Genomic DNA, 15,431 nt, shown 5'->3' on the forward strand with positions numbered 1-15,431 from the left:
GCTGCCCAGCGCAGAGCGGGCCATCTGTTGGTCGGTGGGTATCTATCGAACGCTCGGGACGACACTGCTGACTCCGCTGATTCCGTTGGCGACGGAGGCATGGCCGCCCCGTTCTAGGCGGCGCGAGGTTAAACAGAAGTTCCCCTACCCGCTCGGCGAGAATCCCGGACTGTGTGTGTTGTCACAGTTGGTATCGAGAATCGGACAGCATGCGATTTTTTCAGCAGAATTCTCGACTTTACCCAAGCTCCAATCAGGAAGTTTTCTATGTTGCCCCCGTCCGCCGAAGGTAATCTGCTCCCCGCGCGTCTGCCCTTCGCCTTCGCTCGGCGCCATGGTGTGATCCTGCTGGATCGTCCTGAAGGCCTGCGTTTATGCGTGCGCGAGGGGGCGCCGTTGACTGCGCTGCAGGAAGCTCAGCGCGTGGCCGGTGGGCCGTTGCCGATGCAATGGCTGACGCCAGAGGCGTTCGATCAGGCGCTCGGTGCCGCCTACCAGCACGACTCTTCGGCTGCGATGCTGATGGTCGAGGGGTTGGGCGATGAGATGGACCTGCACAGCTTGGCCGACCAGATTCAAGAAACTGAGGACCTGCTCGAACAGGAAGACGATGCGCCGATCATTCGTCTGATCAACGCCATTCTCGGTGAGGCGATCAAGGAAAACGCCTCGGATATCCACGTCGAAACCTTCGAGAAACGCTTGGTAATCCGCTTCCGCATCGACGGCATCCTCCGTGAAGTGGTGCAGCCCAAGCGCGAGTTGGCGGCATTGCTGGTGTCGCGGATCAAGGTCATGGCGCGGCTCGACATTGCCGAGAAGCGCATCCCCCAGGACGGCCGTATTTCCCTGCGCGTCGGTGGTCGCGAAGTGGACATTCGCGTCTCGACCCTGCCGTCGGCCAACGGCGAGCGGGTGGTGCTGCGTCTGCTCGACAAGCAAGCTGGGCGGCTGACACTGCGCCATTTGGGCATGAGCGACCGGGACCGGCGGGTGATGGAGCAGGCGGTGCAGAAACCCCACGGCATCATCCTCGTCACCGGCCCGACCGGTTCGGGCAAGACCACCACGTTGTATGCCAGCCTGGTCACGCTCAACGACCGCACGCGAAACATCCTCACCGTCGAGGACCCGATCGAATACAACCTCGAAGGCATCGGCCAGACCCAGGTCAACACCAAAGTCGATATGACCTTCGCCCGTGGTTTGCGCGCCATCCTGCGTCAGGACCCGGACGTGGTGATGGTCGGCGAGATCCGCGACCAGGAAACCGCCGACATGGCCGTGCAGGCCTCGCTCACCGGTCACCTGGTGCTCTCCACGCTGCACACCAACAGCGCAATCGGTGCAGTGACGCGACTGGTGGACATGGGCGTCGAGCCGTTCCTGATTTCCTCGTCGCTGCTCGGCGTGCTGGCCCAGCGCCTCGTGCGGGTGCTGTGTAATGACTGCAAACGCGCCTATGTTGCCGATGAAGCCGAATGCGCGCTGTTCGGTATCGACCCGAGCGAGGCGCCTACGCTGTATCACGCCGAGGGTTGCGACGTCTGCCGGCAGCTGGGCTACCGTGGACGGACCGGCATCTACGAGCTGGTGATGTTCGATGACACCCTGCGCAGCATGATCCACACCCGCGTAGCCGAGCAGGACATGCTTCGTCACGCTCGCCGGCTGGGCCCGAGCATCCGCGAAGACGGGCTGCGCAAGGTGCGCGAGGGCGTGACCACCATTGAAGAAGTGTTGCGCGTGACACGTGAGGAGTGAGATGAACGCCATTGACCGGCAGGCGCCGTACAGGCATGCAAGCGGATCGGGTTTATGTGGAACCGATAGCCGGCTTGCCGGAGATCCTGCCTGATGGCCGCCTTCGAGTACCTGGCGCTCGACCCGCGCGGTCGCGAGCAGAAGGGCCTGATCGAAGCGGACAGCCCGCGCCAGGCGCGCCAGCTGTTGCGCGAGAAGCAATGGTCGCCGCTGGAGGTCAAGCAGGCCAAGGCCAAGGAAGATACCGGCGGCGGGGGCTTCGCTTTCGGTCGGGGATTGTCGGCGCGCGACCTGGCCTTGGTGACTCGCCAGCTCGCTACCCTGGTCCAGGCTGCACTGCCCATCGAAGAGGCGCTGCGCGCGGCGGCGGCACAGGCGACTTCGCAGAAGATCAAGTCGATGCTGCTGGCGGTCCGTGCGCGGGTGATGGAAGGACATAGCCTGGCCGGATCGCTGCGCGAATACCCATCGGCGTTTCCCGAGCTGTATCGCGCCACGGTCGCGGCCGGCGAGCATGCCGGGCATCTGGGGCTGGTGCTCGATCAGCTGGCCGACTACACCGACCAACGCCAGCAATCGAGACAGAAGATTCAGCTGGCGCTGTTGTATCCGGTGATCCTGCTGGTGGCCTCGCTGGCCATCGTGGTGTTGCTGCTGGGTTACGTGGTGCCTGATGTGGTCAAGGTCTTCGTCAACACCGGGCAGGAACTACCGGCGCTGACCACCGGGCTGATCGCCGTGAGCGAGGCGGTGCAGCGCTGGGGCTGGCTGATGTTCGTGGGGATCGTCGTGGCCGCGATCGGCATGCGGCAGGCGCTGCGCGACGAGAAGATCAAGCGTCGCTGGCATGCCGTGATCCTGCGCATTCCGCTGGTCGGGCGGCTGGCGCGGGCGACCAATACCGCGCGTTTCGCCTCGACTTTAGCGATCCTCACCCGCAGCGGCGTGCCATTGGTAGATGCGCTGGGCATCGCCGCAGCGGTGATCGCCAACCTGCGCATCCGCGACAAGGTCATCGAGGCGGCGCAGCGCGTGCGTGAAGGCGGCAGCCTGACCCGCGCGTTGGACGCCACTGGCGAATTCCCGCCGATGATGCTGCACATGATCGCCAGCGGCGAGAAATCCGGCGAGCTCGATCAGATGCTCGCCCGCACCGCGCGCAATCAGGAAAACGACCTGGCCGCGCAGATTTCGCTGCTGGTGGGACTTTTCGAGCCCTTCATGCTGGTTTTCATGGGGGCCGTGGTATTGGTGATCGTCCTGGCGATCCTGCTGCCGATTCTTTCACTTAATCAACTGGTGGGCTAACGAGCATGATGTTGAACGAACGCAAGCAGAGGGGCTTTACCCTCATCGAAATCATGGTGGTGGTGGTGATTCTGGGGATCCTCGCCGCGCTGGTGGTGCCACAGGTGATGAACCGCCCGGATCAGGCCAAAGTGACCGTGGCCAAGGGCGACATCAAGGCGATCGGCGCTGCCCTCGACATGTACAAACTGGACAACTATTCCTACCCCAGCACCCAGCAGGGCCTCGATGCGCTGGTGGAAAAGCCCGGCGGCAATCCGCAACCCAAGAACTGGAACCGCGACGGCTACCTTAAGCGTGTGCCGAAAGACCCATGGGGTAACGAATACCAGTACCTATCACCGGGCACTCAGGGCCAGTTCGATCTTTACTCCTACGGCGCCGACGGCAAGCAGGGCGGCTCCGACCTGAACGCGGACATCGGTAACTGGGACCTCTGATCCATGCCTGGGGCGCGCCGGGAGGGCGGCTTTACGCTGATCGAGTTGCTGGTGGTGATCGTCATCCTCGGTAGCCTGGTGGGGCTGGCGGTGCTCTCGATCGGCGGTACCAACTCATCGCGCGAGATTCGCGACGAAGCGCAACGCCTGGCGACGCTGATCGGCCTGATGGCCGACGAGGCTGTGCTCGACAGCCGTGAGTACGGGCTGTTGTTCAGCCGCGACGGTTACCGGTTGATGCACTACGACGAGGCCGAGGCACGCTGGCTCGATGCCGGCGACGGCCAGGCGCACCGGGCGCCGGAGTGGATGCGTCTGGAACTCGAACTTGAAGGCTCGCCGCTGAAGTTGGTAGCACCGGTCAAGCGTGAGGATGATCCTATCGGCCTGTCAGATGACGAGGATCGTGAGCGCCGCAGCGCGCCGCGCGTGCAGCCGCAGTTGTTGATCCTGTCGAGCGGCGAGCTTTCGCCCTTCACCCTGACCTTCTCCGACGAAAGACCGGGCGGTACCGGCTGGACCGTGTCCAGCGATGGCTTTCGCATGCCCCGCGCCGAACCGCTGGAAGAGCGCCGATGAGCAACGGCCTGCCGCGAGCGCGGGGGTTCACCCTGCTGGAAGTACTGGTTGCACTAGCGATCTTCGCCATCGTCGCGGCAGTGGTACTGACCGCCGCCGGCCGCAGCGTGAGCAACGCCGGACGGCTGGAAGCGCTGACGCTGGCGGGCTGGATCGCCGATAACCGCCTCACCGAACTGCAACTGCAACAACCGGCCCCGAGCATCGGTCGCGAAGATCGACAGCTGGAATTCGGCGGCCGCCAGTGGCAGACCCTCAGTGAAGTGGAGACCAGCGGAACGCCCGGCCTGTTGCGCATCCGCGTCTGGGTGGCGGCCGCCGAATCGCGTCACGGCAATACCGGTTCGATAGAGAGGCGCGCCGTCACCAGCCTGACCGGCTTCGTCGGAGTCGATCAGTGATGCGTCGTGCCGTGGCGGGCTTCACTCTGCTCGAACTGTTGATCGCCATCGCGCTGTTCGCGCTGCTGGGGTTGGCGACCTATCGCATGCTCGAAGCCGTGTTGCGCAGCGATGAGGTGGTACGTGCTCAGGAAACCCAGCTGCGCCAGTTGGGTCGCGCCGTTTGGCGCCTCGAACAGGATCTGATACAGGCCGTGCCGCGACCGGTGCGCGATGGCTACGGTGACGAGCAGAATGCCCTGGTCGGTCAACTGTCGAGTTTCGAGGGCGGCGCCGCCCTGGAACTGACCCGCAGCGGTTGGCGCAATCCCACCGGGCTGCTTCGCTCGAATCTGCAACGGGTTCGCTGGCGCCTCAGTGGTGACAGCCTGGAACGGCTCTACTGGACCGTGCTCGACCGTGATCTGGACAGCGAACCGCGTGTGCAACGGGTGCTGGACGATGTCACCGAGCTGCGCCTGCGTTATCTCGACGCTGAAAACAGCTGGCACGAGGAATGGCCACCGTTCGACTTCGGCCGCGGCAATCCGGAAGAACAGGCGCGACGCTTGCCGGTTGCGGTGGAGGTCTCGTTCGACCATATGCGTTACGGCACCATCACCCGGCTGCTGCGCCTGCCCGATGGCCCAACGCCGGCGCCGCAATTCATCCAGCCGGACTCCCAGGGGGTTCCTGAACCTGACCCCGAAGGAGAGATGCAATGAAAGCCCAGCGCGGCGTCGCGCTGATTACCGTGCTGTTGGTGGTGGCCATCGTCACGGTGGTCTGTGCCGGCATGATCGCCCGCCAGCAACTGTCGATTCGCGGCACCGCCAACCAGGCGCAGGCGCGCCAGGCCTGGCACTACGGGTTGGGTGGCGAAGCCCTCGCGCAGTCGATATTGCGCCGCGATCTGCGCGCGTCCAGCGCCGGGACTGGCACAGGCACTGGAATCGATAATGGCACCGAAAATGGCAACGGCACCGGGCAGCCGTCCGTCGACCACCTACTCGAACCCTGGGCGTTGCCGCAGCCGGCTTACGACCTCGACGAAGGCCAGGGCCAGGTGCAGATCCGCATCGAGGACCTGGCGGGACGTTTCAACCTCAACAGCCTGGTGCAGGAGCAACAACACAATGCGGCCGCGCTGGCGCAGTTCCGCCGCCTACTGCTGCGCCTGCAAATCACCGAGCCCTATGCCGAACGGCTGCTGGACTGGCTCGATAGCGACCAGCAACCCAGCGGCGAGCTGGGCGCCGAGGACAATGCCTATCTGCTGCTCGACCCGCCCTACCGCACTGCCGGGAGTCGTATGGAGGACTTGTCCGAGTTGCGCTTGCTGCTCGACATGCGCGACGAAGACTTCCAGCGGTTGGCGCCCTATGTCACCGCGTTGCCGGCCGATACCCCGTTGAACGTCAACACCGCCAGCGCAATGGTGCTGTCGAGCCTCGCCGACAGCCTTAGCCTGAGTGCCGCCGAGGCGCTGGTCCAGGTGCGGCAGGCTGGCGGGTTTCGCGATGTTGCGAGTTTCACGGCGCAACCGGCGCTTGGCGGTGTCCAACTTGAGGGCATCCGTCTGGCGGTGGCGAGTCAATACTTCCAGGCCACTAGCGAAGTGCGGCTGGCCGATCGGCGGATGGCCCTGGTGAGCCGTCTGCGGCGCGAGGAAAACGGTGATGTCCGCGTCCTTCAGCGCAACCTGGGGCAGCCGCCACGACTGCCTCGTCAAACCAACGATGGAGAGCGATAGCTGATGGATTGCCTGTTTCTGCCCGCCGACTGCGGTGCCCGGCTCGCCACCGATACCCAGGTCTACTGGTTGCCGGGCGACGGCGAAGGCGGCTGGATGCCACTCGCCCAATGCGCCGAGCAGACGCCGGTCGCGGTGACGCTGGTGCTGCCGGCCGAGGCCTGCAGCTATTTCGCGGTCAATCTGCCGACGCGCAAGGCACGCTGGATCAGTCAGGCGCTGGCCTATGCGGTCGAAGAGCTGCTGGCTGAGAACGTCGACGATCTGCACCTGACCCACGGCGACGCGCTGGAAGATGGCCGCCGGCGGGTCATCGCGATTCGTCGGCAGCTGCTGGCCGATTGGCTGGAAGATTTACGGGCCCTGGGGCTGACCATCGTCGCCATTCACGTCGATGCCGATCTGCTGCCCCGTGACGATACCCAGCTGCTATTCATCGGCGAGCGTGCGCTACTGGGCGGCGCGCCGGAGGCGAGGCTGGCTTTCGAAAGCAGCCAGTGGCCGCATTTGGCCGCCCAATGCCCGGCACCTCGTCATGCGCATGGCAACCTTGCTGACGCACCCGAGCCGCTCGATGATTATCAGCACCTGGGCGATCCCTACCGCTTCCTCGCTTCGGGCCGTGCCGCCGCACTGAACCTGGCGCAGGGCGACTTCGCCATGCAGACCGCCGGCAGCGGGCTGGGGCAATGGAAGCCGGCGCTGATCGTACTCGCGCTGGTGCTCGCGGTGCAGCTGGTCTTCAACTTCGCGCAGGCCTGGTCGCTGGAGCGCCAGGCCGATCGTTACGCCGACGCCAGCCGAGCGCTTTACACCGAGCTGTTTCCTGAGGATCAGCGCATCGTCAACCTGCGTGCGCAGTTCGACGAACACATCGGTCAGAGCTCCGGCACCTCGGCCGAATTCATGCGTCTGCTCAACGAAGTAGCGCTGGCCATGGCTGAGGGCGTTCCAGTGTCGATCAGCCAGCTGGATTACAACCAGGCCCGCGGCGATCTGGCCCTGCAGGTTCGCGCCAGCGACTTTGCGGCGTTGGAGCAGTTGCGCCAGCGCCTGGGTGAAACCGGCGAGCCTGTCCAGCTGGGCTCGGCCAGCCGTGATGGCGACGCCGTCAGTGCCCGCGTGGTGATAGGAGGTCGGGGATGAACCTGAAACAACAGATGCAGGTGCGCCTGGCCGAGTCGCCCACGTGGTTGCGCTGGCAGCGCCTGCAACCGCGCGAACGCCTATCGCTGACGCTGCTCGGCTCTTTTCTGCTGGCGGTGCTGTTCTACCTGCTGCTCTGGCAACCGGCGCAACAGCGGGTGCACGACGCCCGAGATTATTTTCAGCAGGAGCGTGAATTGCACGCCTACCTGGAGCAGAACACCGAACTGGCGCGGCAGATGTCGCGCAGCAACCCGGTCTCGCTGGCGCCCGAACAGCTGCAGGGGCTGGTGACCCAGAGTGCACAGCAGAGCGGTCTGGTCATCGAGAGCTTCGACATCGGTAATGACGGTAGCCTGCAAGTGACCTTGCCCGGCGCGTCCTACGCCAGCCTGCTGCGCTGGTTCGATGAGTTGCAGGCCGCAGGCGCGGGGCTGGTGGAGGTCAGTATCAGCCAGGTCGGCGACGGGCTGGTGGATGCGCGGGCAAGTTTCCGCGCCGGCGGCTAGAGCTGCATCATCAGGGCAGCGCCATGAGCGGCGCTGCCTTTCATCGATCAATCAATGCGGCGGTTGCAGTTGCATCGCCAGGGCGCGCAAGGCGACTTCGGCGTCCAGCACCTTGTTCACCACATCGTTGGCCTTCTCGCGGCTTAGGCCGAGGCGATCGAACAGCTCTTGCGGAATTTCGCTGTAGGCGCCGGAGCCGATACCGCGATTGCGCAACAGGCGTATCGCCAGACAGACTAGATTGGCATGAGCGGCATGTTCGCCCTGGTAGAGCGGGTCGTGCTGGAAGCGCAGTGCGGTGGACAGCTCGTCCGGCATGCCCCAGTAGCGCATCAACCAGGCGCCGATCTGCTCGCGGGTGATACCCAGAAGGTGCTTTTCGATGACGCTGTGGCTCAGGTGCGGATTGACCTCCAGATGCCGGCAGATCAACGAGAAATGCGGCGGAAACACATGCGCCAGCACCAAATAGCCGAAGTTATGCAGCAGCCCGGCCAGATAGCTGATACCCGCCTCCGGACGCTGGACACGGGGAATCGCGCGGTTCAGTCCTTCGATCACCGCCGCGGTGTAAATCGCCTGTTGCCAGTAGGGTGTCGCCTGCTGCGGCTGATCCTTGGGCAGGCTCAGGGTCTTGCCCAGCGCCAGACCCAACGCCAGATTGATTACCAGATCGAAGCCGAGCACCCGCACGATGGCATCTTCCACCGAACGGATCTTGCCGGGCGCGGCGTAGTACGGCGAGGCGGCCCAGCTGACCACTTGTGCAGCCAGCGCCGGGTCGGTCTCGACCACGCCAGTGATGTCATCCACCGTGGCGTCGGGATCGACGCGCAGCTTGATGATCTTCTGTGCCGTTTGCGCCAAGGGTGGAATTTCGATGGTTTCTTCCAGACGCTTTTGGATGCGCCGGGCTGTGAAGCTTTGCACCGCCTGGGTGATTTCCGCGCTGTCTTGTTCGGGGCGGTCGAGGTTGAGACGGATCTCGCTCAGCGGCACGGCGAACCGGCCTGCGCTGGCCTTGCTGAGCAGCTGCTTGAAGTCGCCGCTTGACAGCGCCAGGAGCAACCCGGGCTGTCCCGACTCGATCATTAGCTCCGGCTGCTCCAGCAGTCGTTCCTCGTACAGGCAGGGCGAACTGGTCAGCGGCGGCAGGCCAGGCAATACCTGCAGATCGTGCTTGGACAGCATGCGGGTCAACCGCTCGGGTTTGACCGCGACCAATTGGCGCCCGGTCAGCTCCACCAGCCTCGGCAGATCGAGCAAATGATCGCGGGGGTAGAGCACCAGCAACGCGCCGATGGCGTCGTCGACCAATATGGCCTGCACGCGCCGAGCCGGGTCCAGATCGGAGCGGTCCTCACAGGTGCGGTAAGGCAACGCCAGCTTGTCGAGAAGCTGGATGATCATTGGCGGAAGCGAGATTTGTGTTGTTGTGTCGACAGCCGAGTTCATGAGCAAGTGATCCGTCTTATTCCCATGCGGCGCAGTATAGCCTTAGGTTTAGTGCGGTTTGGGTTTACCGACGAGCGTCAGACTTGCCCGTATTGCTGGCCGTGGCGCAACCAGCGCTCAAGCAGTGGGCTGACGTGCTGCGGCCAGCGCGCCAGCAGGGCCTGCGCGGCGTCACGCACGGCGGGTAACAAATCGGCGTCGCGCATCAGGTCGGCGACCTTGAATTGCAGCAGGCCGGTCTGGCGGGTGCCGAGCATTTCGCCGGGGCCGCGCAGCTCCAGGTCCCGTTCGGCAATGACGAAACCGTCGTTGGTGTCGCGCATGATCGCCAGCCGCTGACGACCGATCTGCGACAGCGGTGGATGATAGAGCAGCACGCAATGGCTGGCGGCGCTGCCGCGCCCGACTCGGCCCCGCAGCTGGTGCAGCTGGGCGAGGCCCAGGCGCTCGGGGTTCTCGATGATCATCAGGCTGGCGTTGGGCACGTCGACGCCGACCTCGATTACCGTGGTGGCGACCAGCAGTTGCAGCCGGCCCTCCTTGAATTCGTGCATCACCGCAGCCTTTTCCGCTGGCTTCATACGGCCATGGATCAGCCCGACGTTGAGCCCGCCCAGCGCCGCTGATAGGTCTTCGAAGGTGGTTTCGGCGGCCTGACAGGTGAGTTCCTCCGATTCTTCGATCAGGGTGCAGACCCAATACGCCTGGCGGCCCTCGTTGCAGGCGGCGCGCACCCGTTCGATGACTTCCAGACGGCGGCTGTCGGCGATCACCAGGGTGTTGACGGGCGTGCGGCCCGGCGGCAGTTCGTCAAGGATCGAGGTATCCAGGTCGGCGTAGGCGCTCATCGCCAGGGTGCGCGGGATGGGCGTGGCGGTCATGATCAGCTGATGCGGGCAGAGCCGGCCGTCGATGCCCTTCTGCCGTAGCGCCAAGCGCTGCTGCACGCCGAAGCGGTGCTGCTCGTCGATGATCACCAGCGCTAGCTTGCGAAAGCGCACCTCGTCCTGGAACAGCGCATGGGTGCCGACCACCATCGGGCAGCCACTGGCGATCTGTTCCAATGCAGCAACGCGGGCCTTGCCCTTGAGCTTGCCGGCCAGCCAGGCGACCTCGATGCCCAGGGGGTCGAGCCATTTGCAGAAGGTGATGAAGTGCTGCTCGGCAAGAATCTCGGTGGGCGCCATCAGCGCCACCTGATAGCCAGCTTCCAGCGCCTGTAGTGCGGCCAGCGCGGCGACCACCGTCTTGCCGGCACCCACGTCGCCCTGCACCAGGCGCAGCATGGGTTCGTCCTGGGCCAGGTCATAGGCGATCTCGGCACCAACGCGCTGCTGCGCGCCGGTGGGTTGGAAGCCGAGGTTGTTCAGATAGCGCTGCGGCAGGGTTCGTGCCGGTGGCAGCTGCGGTGCCTGTTGCGCGCGCACGCTTTCGCGCAGGCGTTGCAGCGACAACTGATGGGTCAGCAGTTCCTCGAAGGCCAGGCGATGCTGGGCCCAGTGGCGGCCCTCGGCGAGCTCTTCCAGATCGGCATCCGGCGGGGGACGATGCAGGTAGCGGATGGCCTCGTCGAGCTTCGCCAATCGGTAGTCGCGTGACAGCTCTTCGGGCAGCCAGTCGGGCAGACTGTGCGGGCCGAGGCGGGTCAGCGCTTGTTCGCTCAGGTTGCGCAGGCGCTGCTGAGTCAGGCCTTCGGTGGTCGGGTAGATGGGCGTCAGCGTCTGCTCGACCGGCGCTGGCTCGCTGGTCAAAGCACGGTATTCGGGGTGGTAGATTTCCAGCCCCGAGGCGCCGGGGCGGGCTTCGCCATAGCAGCGCAGCTGAGTGCCGCGCTTCATGGCTTCCTTCTGGGCGTTACTGAAATGATAGAAGCGCAAGCTCAGCGTGCCGCTGCCGTCCTGTAAGCGCACCAGCAGGCTGCGCCGACGGCCCATGACGATGTCGGCGCCGGTCACCACACCTTCGATCACCGCGTCCTGACCGGGGCGCAGCGCACCGATGGGCACCACGCGGGTGCGATCCTGATAGCGCAGCGGCAGGTGGAAGAGCACGTCCTGCAGGGTTTCCAGGCCGACCTTGGCGAGCTTTTCGGCCAGCGCCGCGCCGACGCCCTTGAGCGCAGTGACCGGGACGGTCGCAAGCTCGCTCATGGGTTCAGGCGTTCGCGGCAGGCGGCTTGGCGACCGAGCACAGGCGGATGGAGTCGGCCAGCACTTCAATGGCGCGCGGGCGCGGGAAGCTGGCGCGCCAGGCGATCGCCACGGTGCGGAACGGGACCGGCGGCGTCAGCGGACGGATGTCCAGCACACCGGCCGAGTAGTGATGGCTGTCGACCGCCGACAGCGGCAGGATGGATACACCCAGGCCCGAGGCGACCATATGGCGGATGGTTTCCAGTGAGGAGGATTCCACCGTGGTGTGGGTTGGCGCCTCGCCCTTGCGGGTGGTCGGGCAGGCTTCGAGCACCTGATCGCGGAAGCAATGGCCTTCGCCGAGCAGCAGCAGGCTCTTGTCGTTGAGCATTTCGGCGTCGATGGTTTCTTTCTTGGACCATGAATGGTTGGCCGGCATCAGCACGTAGAACGGCTCGTCGTAGAGCGGCAGTGTCAGTACATCGGCTTCCTGGAAGGGCAGCGCGATGATGATGGCGTCCAATTCACCGGTACGCAGTTTGTCGCGCAAGACGTGAGTGAAATTTTCCTCGATATACAGCGGCATGTCCGGCGCCACGCGGTGCAGCTGCGGGATCAGGTGCGGAAACATGTAGGGGCCGACGGTATAGATGGCGCCGACCTTGAGGGGTGCGGCCAGCTGGTTCTTGCCCGCCTGAGCCAGTTCGCGGATGCTCTGCGCCTGCTCCAGCACCTTCTGCGCCTGGGTGACGATGCCTTCGCCCACCGGCGTCAGCCGCACCGCGCTCTTGGTCCGCTCGAAAATCAGCACGCCGAGTTCGTCCTCCAGCTTCTTCACCCCCACCGAGAGGGTGGGCTGGCTGACATGGCAACGTTCGGCGGCGCGGCCGAAGTGTGATTCCTGGGCGAGCGTGACGATATAGCGCAGTTCAGTCAGTGTCATAGCGAGTTTCCATCAGAGTGCCGGCTAGCATAGCCTTTGCTCGTGTTCGAACCAACTGGCCAATAGCCGTTCCATGCAAGCTGATCAGCGGCCAAGCCACGGCAGCGTTACACTCAGGCAAGGCGGGCCGACTGGGTGGTCCGCAACGGTTAAGGAGTAACCGACCATGGCAAATCGTCCTTCGGTAATGATCGCCGGCTGCGGTGATATTGGCATTCGTCTTGGGCTGCAACTGAGCAGAGCGGGCTGGACGGTCTATGGCCTGCGCCGCCAGGCAGCGAGCCTGCCGGTGCCGATCCTGCCGGTCAAAGGCGATCTGGCTTCCGTCCAGGTTCCGCGCAGCTGGCCCAACGGCACGCTGGACTATCTGGTTTACGCCGCATCGGCCAGCCAGCACGACGAACCGGGCTACCGCGCCGCCTATGTCGATGGGCTGCGCAATGCGCTCGGCTGGCTGCAACAGCGCGGCCAGCGTCCCAAGCGTTTGATCTTCCTCTCCAGCACCGGCGTCTATGCGCAAAATCAGGGTGAATGGATCGACGAGACGTCTGCCACCGAGCCCACCGGCTATACCGGGCAGGTAATGCTCGAAGCCGAGCGGCTGGCGCTTGGCAGTGACATCTCGACTACGCTGGTGCGGATGGCCGGGCTTTACGACCCGGACCGCCCGTGGATGCAGAATCAGGTCCGCGCGGGCTTGCGTGTCGATCGCGAGCCGCCGCAATACAGCAATCGCATTCATCGCGACGACGCCGCCGCGCTGCTGGCCTGTCTGCTACAGACCGATCTGCGTGGAGGTGATCTGCAGAACTGCTATCTGGGCGTCGACGACGACCCGGCGCCGCTGCATGAAGTCATCGACTGGCTACGCGAGCGACTCGGGGTAACCCACTGGGCGGAGCAGACGATGACGCGCCGGGCCGGCAGCAAGCGCTGCAGCAATGCCCGTGCGCGGGCGCTGGGCTGGATGCCGCACTATTCGAGCTATCGCAACGGCTACGCCAGCGTCCGTCCCGGCAAGGGTTGAGCCGCAGCCACAACAACAGCCCGTCGGTGTTTTGGCCATCATTGCGATATTTCAGGCAACTCTGGCGGCGCGACGCTTACTAAAAATTTGTTAGCACGCACGCCGCGCGCCCTGCCATATGGCGGCAGTCGGGTCAGGAGCAGCTGCCGCCCCAGCGGCGATCAATCAGGAAGAACCACCACGGCGGCGTTTTCGAACACCGAACCAGGAGATTTTTCATGAGAGCCCTACGCTGGCACGGCAAGCACGATATCCGCTGTGACAACCACGTCCCCGACCCCACCATCGAGGACCCGCGCGACGCCATCATTAAGGTCAGTTCCTGCGCCATTTGTGGCTCCGACCTGCATCTATACGACGGATTCATGCCTGGCATGAAGCACGGCGACATCATGGGCCACGAGTTCATGGGCGAGGTGATGGAGGTCGGCTCGGCCAATAAGAAGCTCAAGGTTGGCGACCGCGTGGTGGTGCCCTTCACCATCGTCTGCGGCGAATGCGACCAGTGCCGGCGCGGCAATTTTTCCGTGTGCGAGCGCACCAACCGCAACAAGGACGTGGCCGACAAGGTCTTCGGCCACACCACCGCCGGGCTCTATGGCTACACCCATCTAACCGGCGGCTATGCCGGCGGCCAGGCCGAGTACGTGCGCGTGCCCTATGCCGACGTCGGCCCGGTGGTCGTCCCCGACGGCATGACTGACGAGCAGGTGCTGTTTCTCGGTGACATCCTGCCCACCGGCTGGCAAGCCGCGGCGCAATGCGACATTCAGCCCACCGACACCGTGGCCGTTTGGGGCGCGGGGCCGGTCGGCCAGTTCGCCATTCGCAGCGCGATCATGATGGGTGCCGAACAGGTGATCTGCATCGACAACGTACCCGAGCGGCTGTCCATGGCCCGCGCCGGCGGCGCCATCACCATCAATTTCGATGAAGAGAGCGTGCTCGAACGGCTCAAGGAGCTGACTCACGGCAAAGGCCCGGAAAAGTGCATCGACTCGGTGGGCATGGAAGCGCACGCAGCGCGCTCCATCGACTCCATGTATGACCGCGCCAAGCAGGCGCTGATGCTGGAGACCGACCGCCCGCACGTGCTGCGCGAGATGATCTACGTCTGCCGTCCGGCAGGCATCATCTCCATCCCCGGCGTCTACGGCGGGCTGATCGACAAGATCCCGTTCGGCGCCGCCATGAACAAGGGCCTGACCTTCCGCATGGGCCAGACCCACGTCAATCGCTGGACCGACGATCTGCTCAAGCGCATCCAGGAAGGGCAGATCGATCCGTCCTTCGTCATCACCCACAGCGTCAGCCTTGAGCAGGGTCCGGAGATGTACAAGACCTTCCGCGACAAGCACGACGGCTGCATCAAGGTCGTTCTCAAGCCCTGAGGGCTTCGCTCCGCTTCCCTGCTGCAGGGAAGCGGGCGGCTTCTCCACGCCCCGAGGAGGGACTGATTCATGAGCGTTCCACATCGAGTAACCCGTACCAATCATTCGGCCCGCACGCTGGCCCGCGGCCTTGGCTGGTTCAGCATTGGCCTGGGCGTTGCGCAGTTAGCCATGCCAGGCACGCTGGCGCGTTTCCTGGGCGTACCCGGCAACGAAGGGCTGATCCGTGCCTGCGGAGCCCGGGAAGTGGCCACAGGTCTCGGCCTGTTGCTGAGCGACGATCCCAAGCCCTGGATCTATGCCCGCATCGGTGGCGATGTGTTGGATCTGGCCGGGCTCGGCATGAGCATCGAGAAGGGCACCGAACAGGTGAATGCCGCGATTGCCGCAGGCGCCGTGGCCGGCGTGACTGCGCTTGACCTGTCGTGTGCCAAGGGGCTGGCGGCGGAAAGCGAGGAGGTCATTGAGTGGGATTACAGTGATCGCAGCGGCTTCTCGCAGTCGCCTGATGCCATGCGTGGGCGCGTCGAGGCGGAGTTCGCGGCCATGCGGGCTGAGCCTAATGGGTATAGTCCGTCGGCCATGTTGCACTGACGCTTGGTGA

The 15,431-nt window shown here is 64.6% G+C and carries 15 protein-coding genes; 12 read left to right on the forward strand and 3 right to left on the reverse strand.

What is annotated here, in order from left to right; translation table 11 throughout:
- Window positions 1–267 precede the first annotated feature (267 nt).
- The 9 genes from gspE (at window position 268) to GYM54_RS14780 (ending at window position 7,879) form a co-directional block, all read left to right on the forward strand.
- Window positions 268–1,764 (forward strand): type II secretion system ATPase GspE, encoded by a 1,497-nt coding sequence (gene gspE / locus GYM54_RS14740; protein ID WP_181099294.1) that lies wholly within the window; start codon window positions 268–270, stop codon window positions 1,762–1,764.
- A 93-nt stretch (window positions 1,765–1,857) separates the two neighbouring features.
- Window positions 1,858–3,072 carry a GspF family T2SS innner membrane protein variant XcpS gene (gene xcpS, locus GYM54_RS14745; protein WP_197444821.1) on the forward strand — a complete coding sequence of 405 codons (1,215 nt, stop codon included), beginning with the start codon at window positions 1,858–1,860 and terminating at the stop codon, window positions 3,070–3,072.
- Window positions 3,073–3,077: 5 nt separating this feature from the next.
- A complete protein-coding gene (gene gspG, locus GYM54_RS14750; protein WP_181099297.1) occupies window positions 3,078–3,512 on the forward strand; it encodes a type II secretion system major pseudopilin GspG in 435 nt (144 codons plus the stop codon).
- Window positions 3,513–3,515: 3 nt separating this feature from the next.
- Window positions 3,516–4,091, forward strand: coding sequence for a type II secretion system minor pseudopilin GspH (gspH, locus tag GYM54_RS14755; protein ID WP_181099298.1), 576 nt, complete (start codon window positions 3,516–3,518; stop codon window positions 4,089–4,091).
- Window positions 4,088–4,492, forward strand: coding sequence for a type II secretion system minor pseudopilin GspI (gene gspI / locus GYM54_RS14760; RefSeq protein ID WP_131649308.1), 405 nt, complete (start codon window positions 4,088–4,090; stop codon window positions 4,490–4,492). The genes gspH and gspI overlap by 4 nt, the downstream gene beginning before the upstream one ends.
- Window positions 4,492–5,196, forward strand: coding sequence for a type II secretion system minor pseudopilin GspJ (gene gspJ / locus GYM54_RS14765; protein WP_131650011.1), 705 nt, complete (start codon window positions 4,492–4,494; stop codon window positions 5,194–5,196). Before gspI ends, gspJ begins: the two co-directional genes overlap by 1 nt.
- Window positions 5,193–6,224, forward strand: coding sequence for a type II secretion system minor pseudopilin GspK (gspK, locus tag GYM54_RS14770; RefSeq protein ID WP_131649309.1), 1,032 nt, complete (start codon window positions 5,193–5,195; stop codon window positions 6,222–6,224). Before gspJ ends, gspK begins: the two co-directional genes overlap by 4 nt.
- A 3-nt stretch (window positions 6,225–6,227) precedes the next feature.
- Window positions 6,228–7,370, forward strand: coding sequence for a type II secretion system protein GspL (gene gspL, locus GYM54_RS14775; RefSeq protein WP_131649310.1), 1,143 nt, complete (start codon window positions 6,228–6,230; stop codon window positions 7,368–7,370).
- Entirely contained in the window at window positions 7,367–7,879 is a 513-nt protein-coding gene (locus GYM54_RS14780; RefSeq protein ID WP_131649311.1) for a type II secretion system protein M, read from the forward strand. The genes gspL and GYM54_RS14780 overlap by 4 nt, the downstream gene beginning before the upstream one ends.
- Window positions 7,880–7,930: 51 nt before the next feature.
- Here GYM54_RS14780 and GYM54_RS14785 read toward each other — a convergent pair whose 3' ends face one another.
- The 3 genes from GYM54_RS14785 to GYM54_RS14795 form a co-directional block, all read right to left on the reverse strand.
- Window positions 7,931–9,334 carry an aminoacyl-tRNA deacylase and HDOD domain-containing protein gene (locus GYM54_RS14785; RefSeq protein WP_181099299.1) on the reverse strand — a complete coding sequence of 468 codons (1,404 nt, stop codon included), beginning with the start codon at window positions 9,332–9,334 and terminating at the stop codon, window positions 7,931–7,933.
- Window positions 9,335–9,411: 77 nt separating this feature from the next.
- Window positions 9,412–11,484, reverse strand: a complete 2,073-nt coding sequence (recG, locus tag GYM54_RS14790) for an ATP-dependent DNA helicase RecG (protein ID WP_131649313.1) — start codon at window positions 11,482–11,484, stop codon at window positions 9,412–9,414.
- A gap of 4 nt (window positions 11,485–11,488) precedes the next feature.
- The gene (locus GYM54_RS14795; RefSeq protein ID WP_131649314.1) at window positions 11,489–12,409 is read right to left on the reverse strand and encodes a hydrogen peroxide-inducible genes activator; all 921 of its coding nucleotides are present in this window, start codon (window positions 12,407–12,409) and stop codon (window positions 11,489–11,491) included.
- A gap of 166 nt (window positions 12,410–12,575) precedes the next feature.
- Between GYM54_RS14795 and GYM54_RS14800 the strand changes: the two genes are divergently transcribed.
- The 3 genes from GYM54_RS14800 (at window position 12,576) to GYM54_RS14810 (ending at window position 15,421) form a co-directional block, all read left to right on the forward strand.
- On the forward strand, window positions 12,576–13,436 hold the full coding sequence (locus GYM54_RS14800; RefSeq protein ID WP_197444822.1) for an NAD(P)H-binding protein: 861 nt from the start codon (window positions 12,576–12,578) through the stop codon (window positions 13,434–13,436).
- Window positions 13,437–13,654: 218 nt separating this feature from the next.
- Window positions 13,655–14,827, forward strand: a complete 1,173-nt coding sequence (locus tag GYM54_RS14805) for a zinc-dependent alcohol dehydrogenase (protein ID WP_197444823.1) — start codon at window positions 13,655–13,657, stop codon at window positions 14,825–14,827.
- Between the two features lie 69 nt (window positions 14,828–14,896).
- Window positions 14,897–15,421, forward strand: coding sequence for a transcriptional regulator (locus GYM54_RS14810; RefSeq protein ID WP_197444824.1), 525 nt, complete (start codon window positions 14,897–14,899; stop codon window positions 15,419–15,421).
- Window positions 15,422–15,431 lie beyond the last annotated feature (10 nt).

Origin of the sequence: Pseudomonas sp. MTM4 (genome assembly GCF_019355055.1) — a bacterium.
Lineage (GTDB): Bacteria > Pseudomonadota > Gammaproteobacteria > Pseudomonadales > Pseudomonadaceae > Stutzerimonas.

What these genes read in the sequence shown, in the direction of transcription:
- gspE (WP_181099294.1), top strand. Translation starts at nt 268, where the DNA reads ATGTTGCCCCCGTCCGCCGAAGGTAATCTGCTCCCCGCGCGTCTGCCC.
- xcpS (WP_197444821.1), top strand. Translation starts at nt 1,858, where the DNA reads ATGGCCGCCTTCGAGTACCTGGCGCTCGACCCGCGCGGTCGCGAGCAG.
- gspG (WP_181099297.1), top strand. Translation starts at nt 3,078, where the DNA reads ATGATGTTGAACGAACGCAAGCAGAGGGGCTTTACCCTCATCGAAATC.
- gspH (WP_181099298.1), top strand. Translation starts at nt 3,516, where the DNA reads ATGCCTGGGGCGCGCCGGGAGGGCGGCTTTACGCTGATCGAGTTGCTG.
- gspI (WP_131649308.1), top strand. Translation starts at nt 4,088, where the DNA reads ATGAGCAACGGCCTGCCGCGAGCGCGGGGGTTCACCCTGCTGGAAGTA.
- gspJ (WP_131650011.1), top strand. Translation starts at nt 4,492, where the DNA reads ATGCGTCGTGCCGTGGCGGGCTTCACTCTGCTCGAACTGTTGATCGCC.
- gspK (WP_131649309.1), top strand. Translation starts at nt 5,193, where the DNA reads ATGAAAGCCCAGCGCGGCGTCGCGCTGATTACCGTGCTGTTGGTGGTG.
- gspL (WP_131649310.1), top strand. Translation starts at nt 6,228, where the DNA reads ATGGATTGCCTGTTTCTGCCCGCCGACTGCGGTGCCCGGCTCGCCACC.
- GYM54_RS14780 (WP_131649311.1), top strand. Translation starts at nt 7,367, where the DNA reads ATGAACCTGAAACAACAGATGCAGGTGCGCCTGGCCGAGTCGCCCACG.
- GYM54_RS14785 (WP_181099299.1), bottom strand. Translation starts at nt 9,334, where the DNA reads ATGAACTCGGCTGTCGACACAACAACACAAATCTCGCTTCCGCCAATG.
- recG (WP_131649313.1), bottom strand. Translation starts at nt 11,484, where the DNA reads ATGAGCGAGCTTGCGACCGTCCCGGTCACTGCGCTCAAGGGCGTCGGC.
- GYM54_RS14795 (WP_131649314.1), bottom strand. Translation starts at nt 12,409, where the DNA reads ATGACACTGACTGAACTGCGCTATATCGTCACGCTCGCCCAGGAATCA.
- GYM54_RS14800 (WP_197444822.1), top strand. Translation starts at nt 12,576, where the DNA reads ATGGCAAATCGTCCTTCGGTAATGATCGCCGGCTGCGGTGATATTGGC.
- GYM54_RS14805 (WP_197444823.1), top strand. Translation starts at nt 13,655, where the DNA reads ATGAGAGCCCTACGCTGGCACGGCAAGCACGATATCCGCTGTGACAAC.
- GYM54_RS14810 (WP_197444824.1), top strand. Translation starts at nt 14,897, where the DNA reads ATGAGCGTTCCACATCGAGTAACCCGTACCAATCATTCGGCCCGCACG.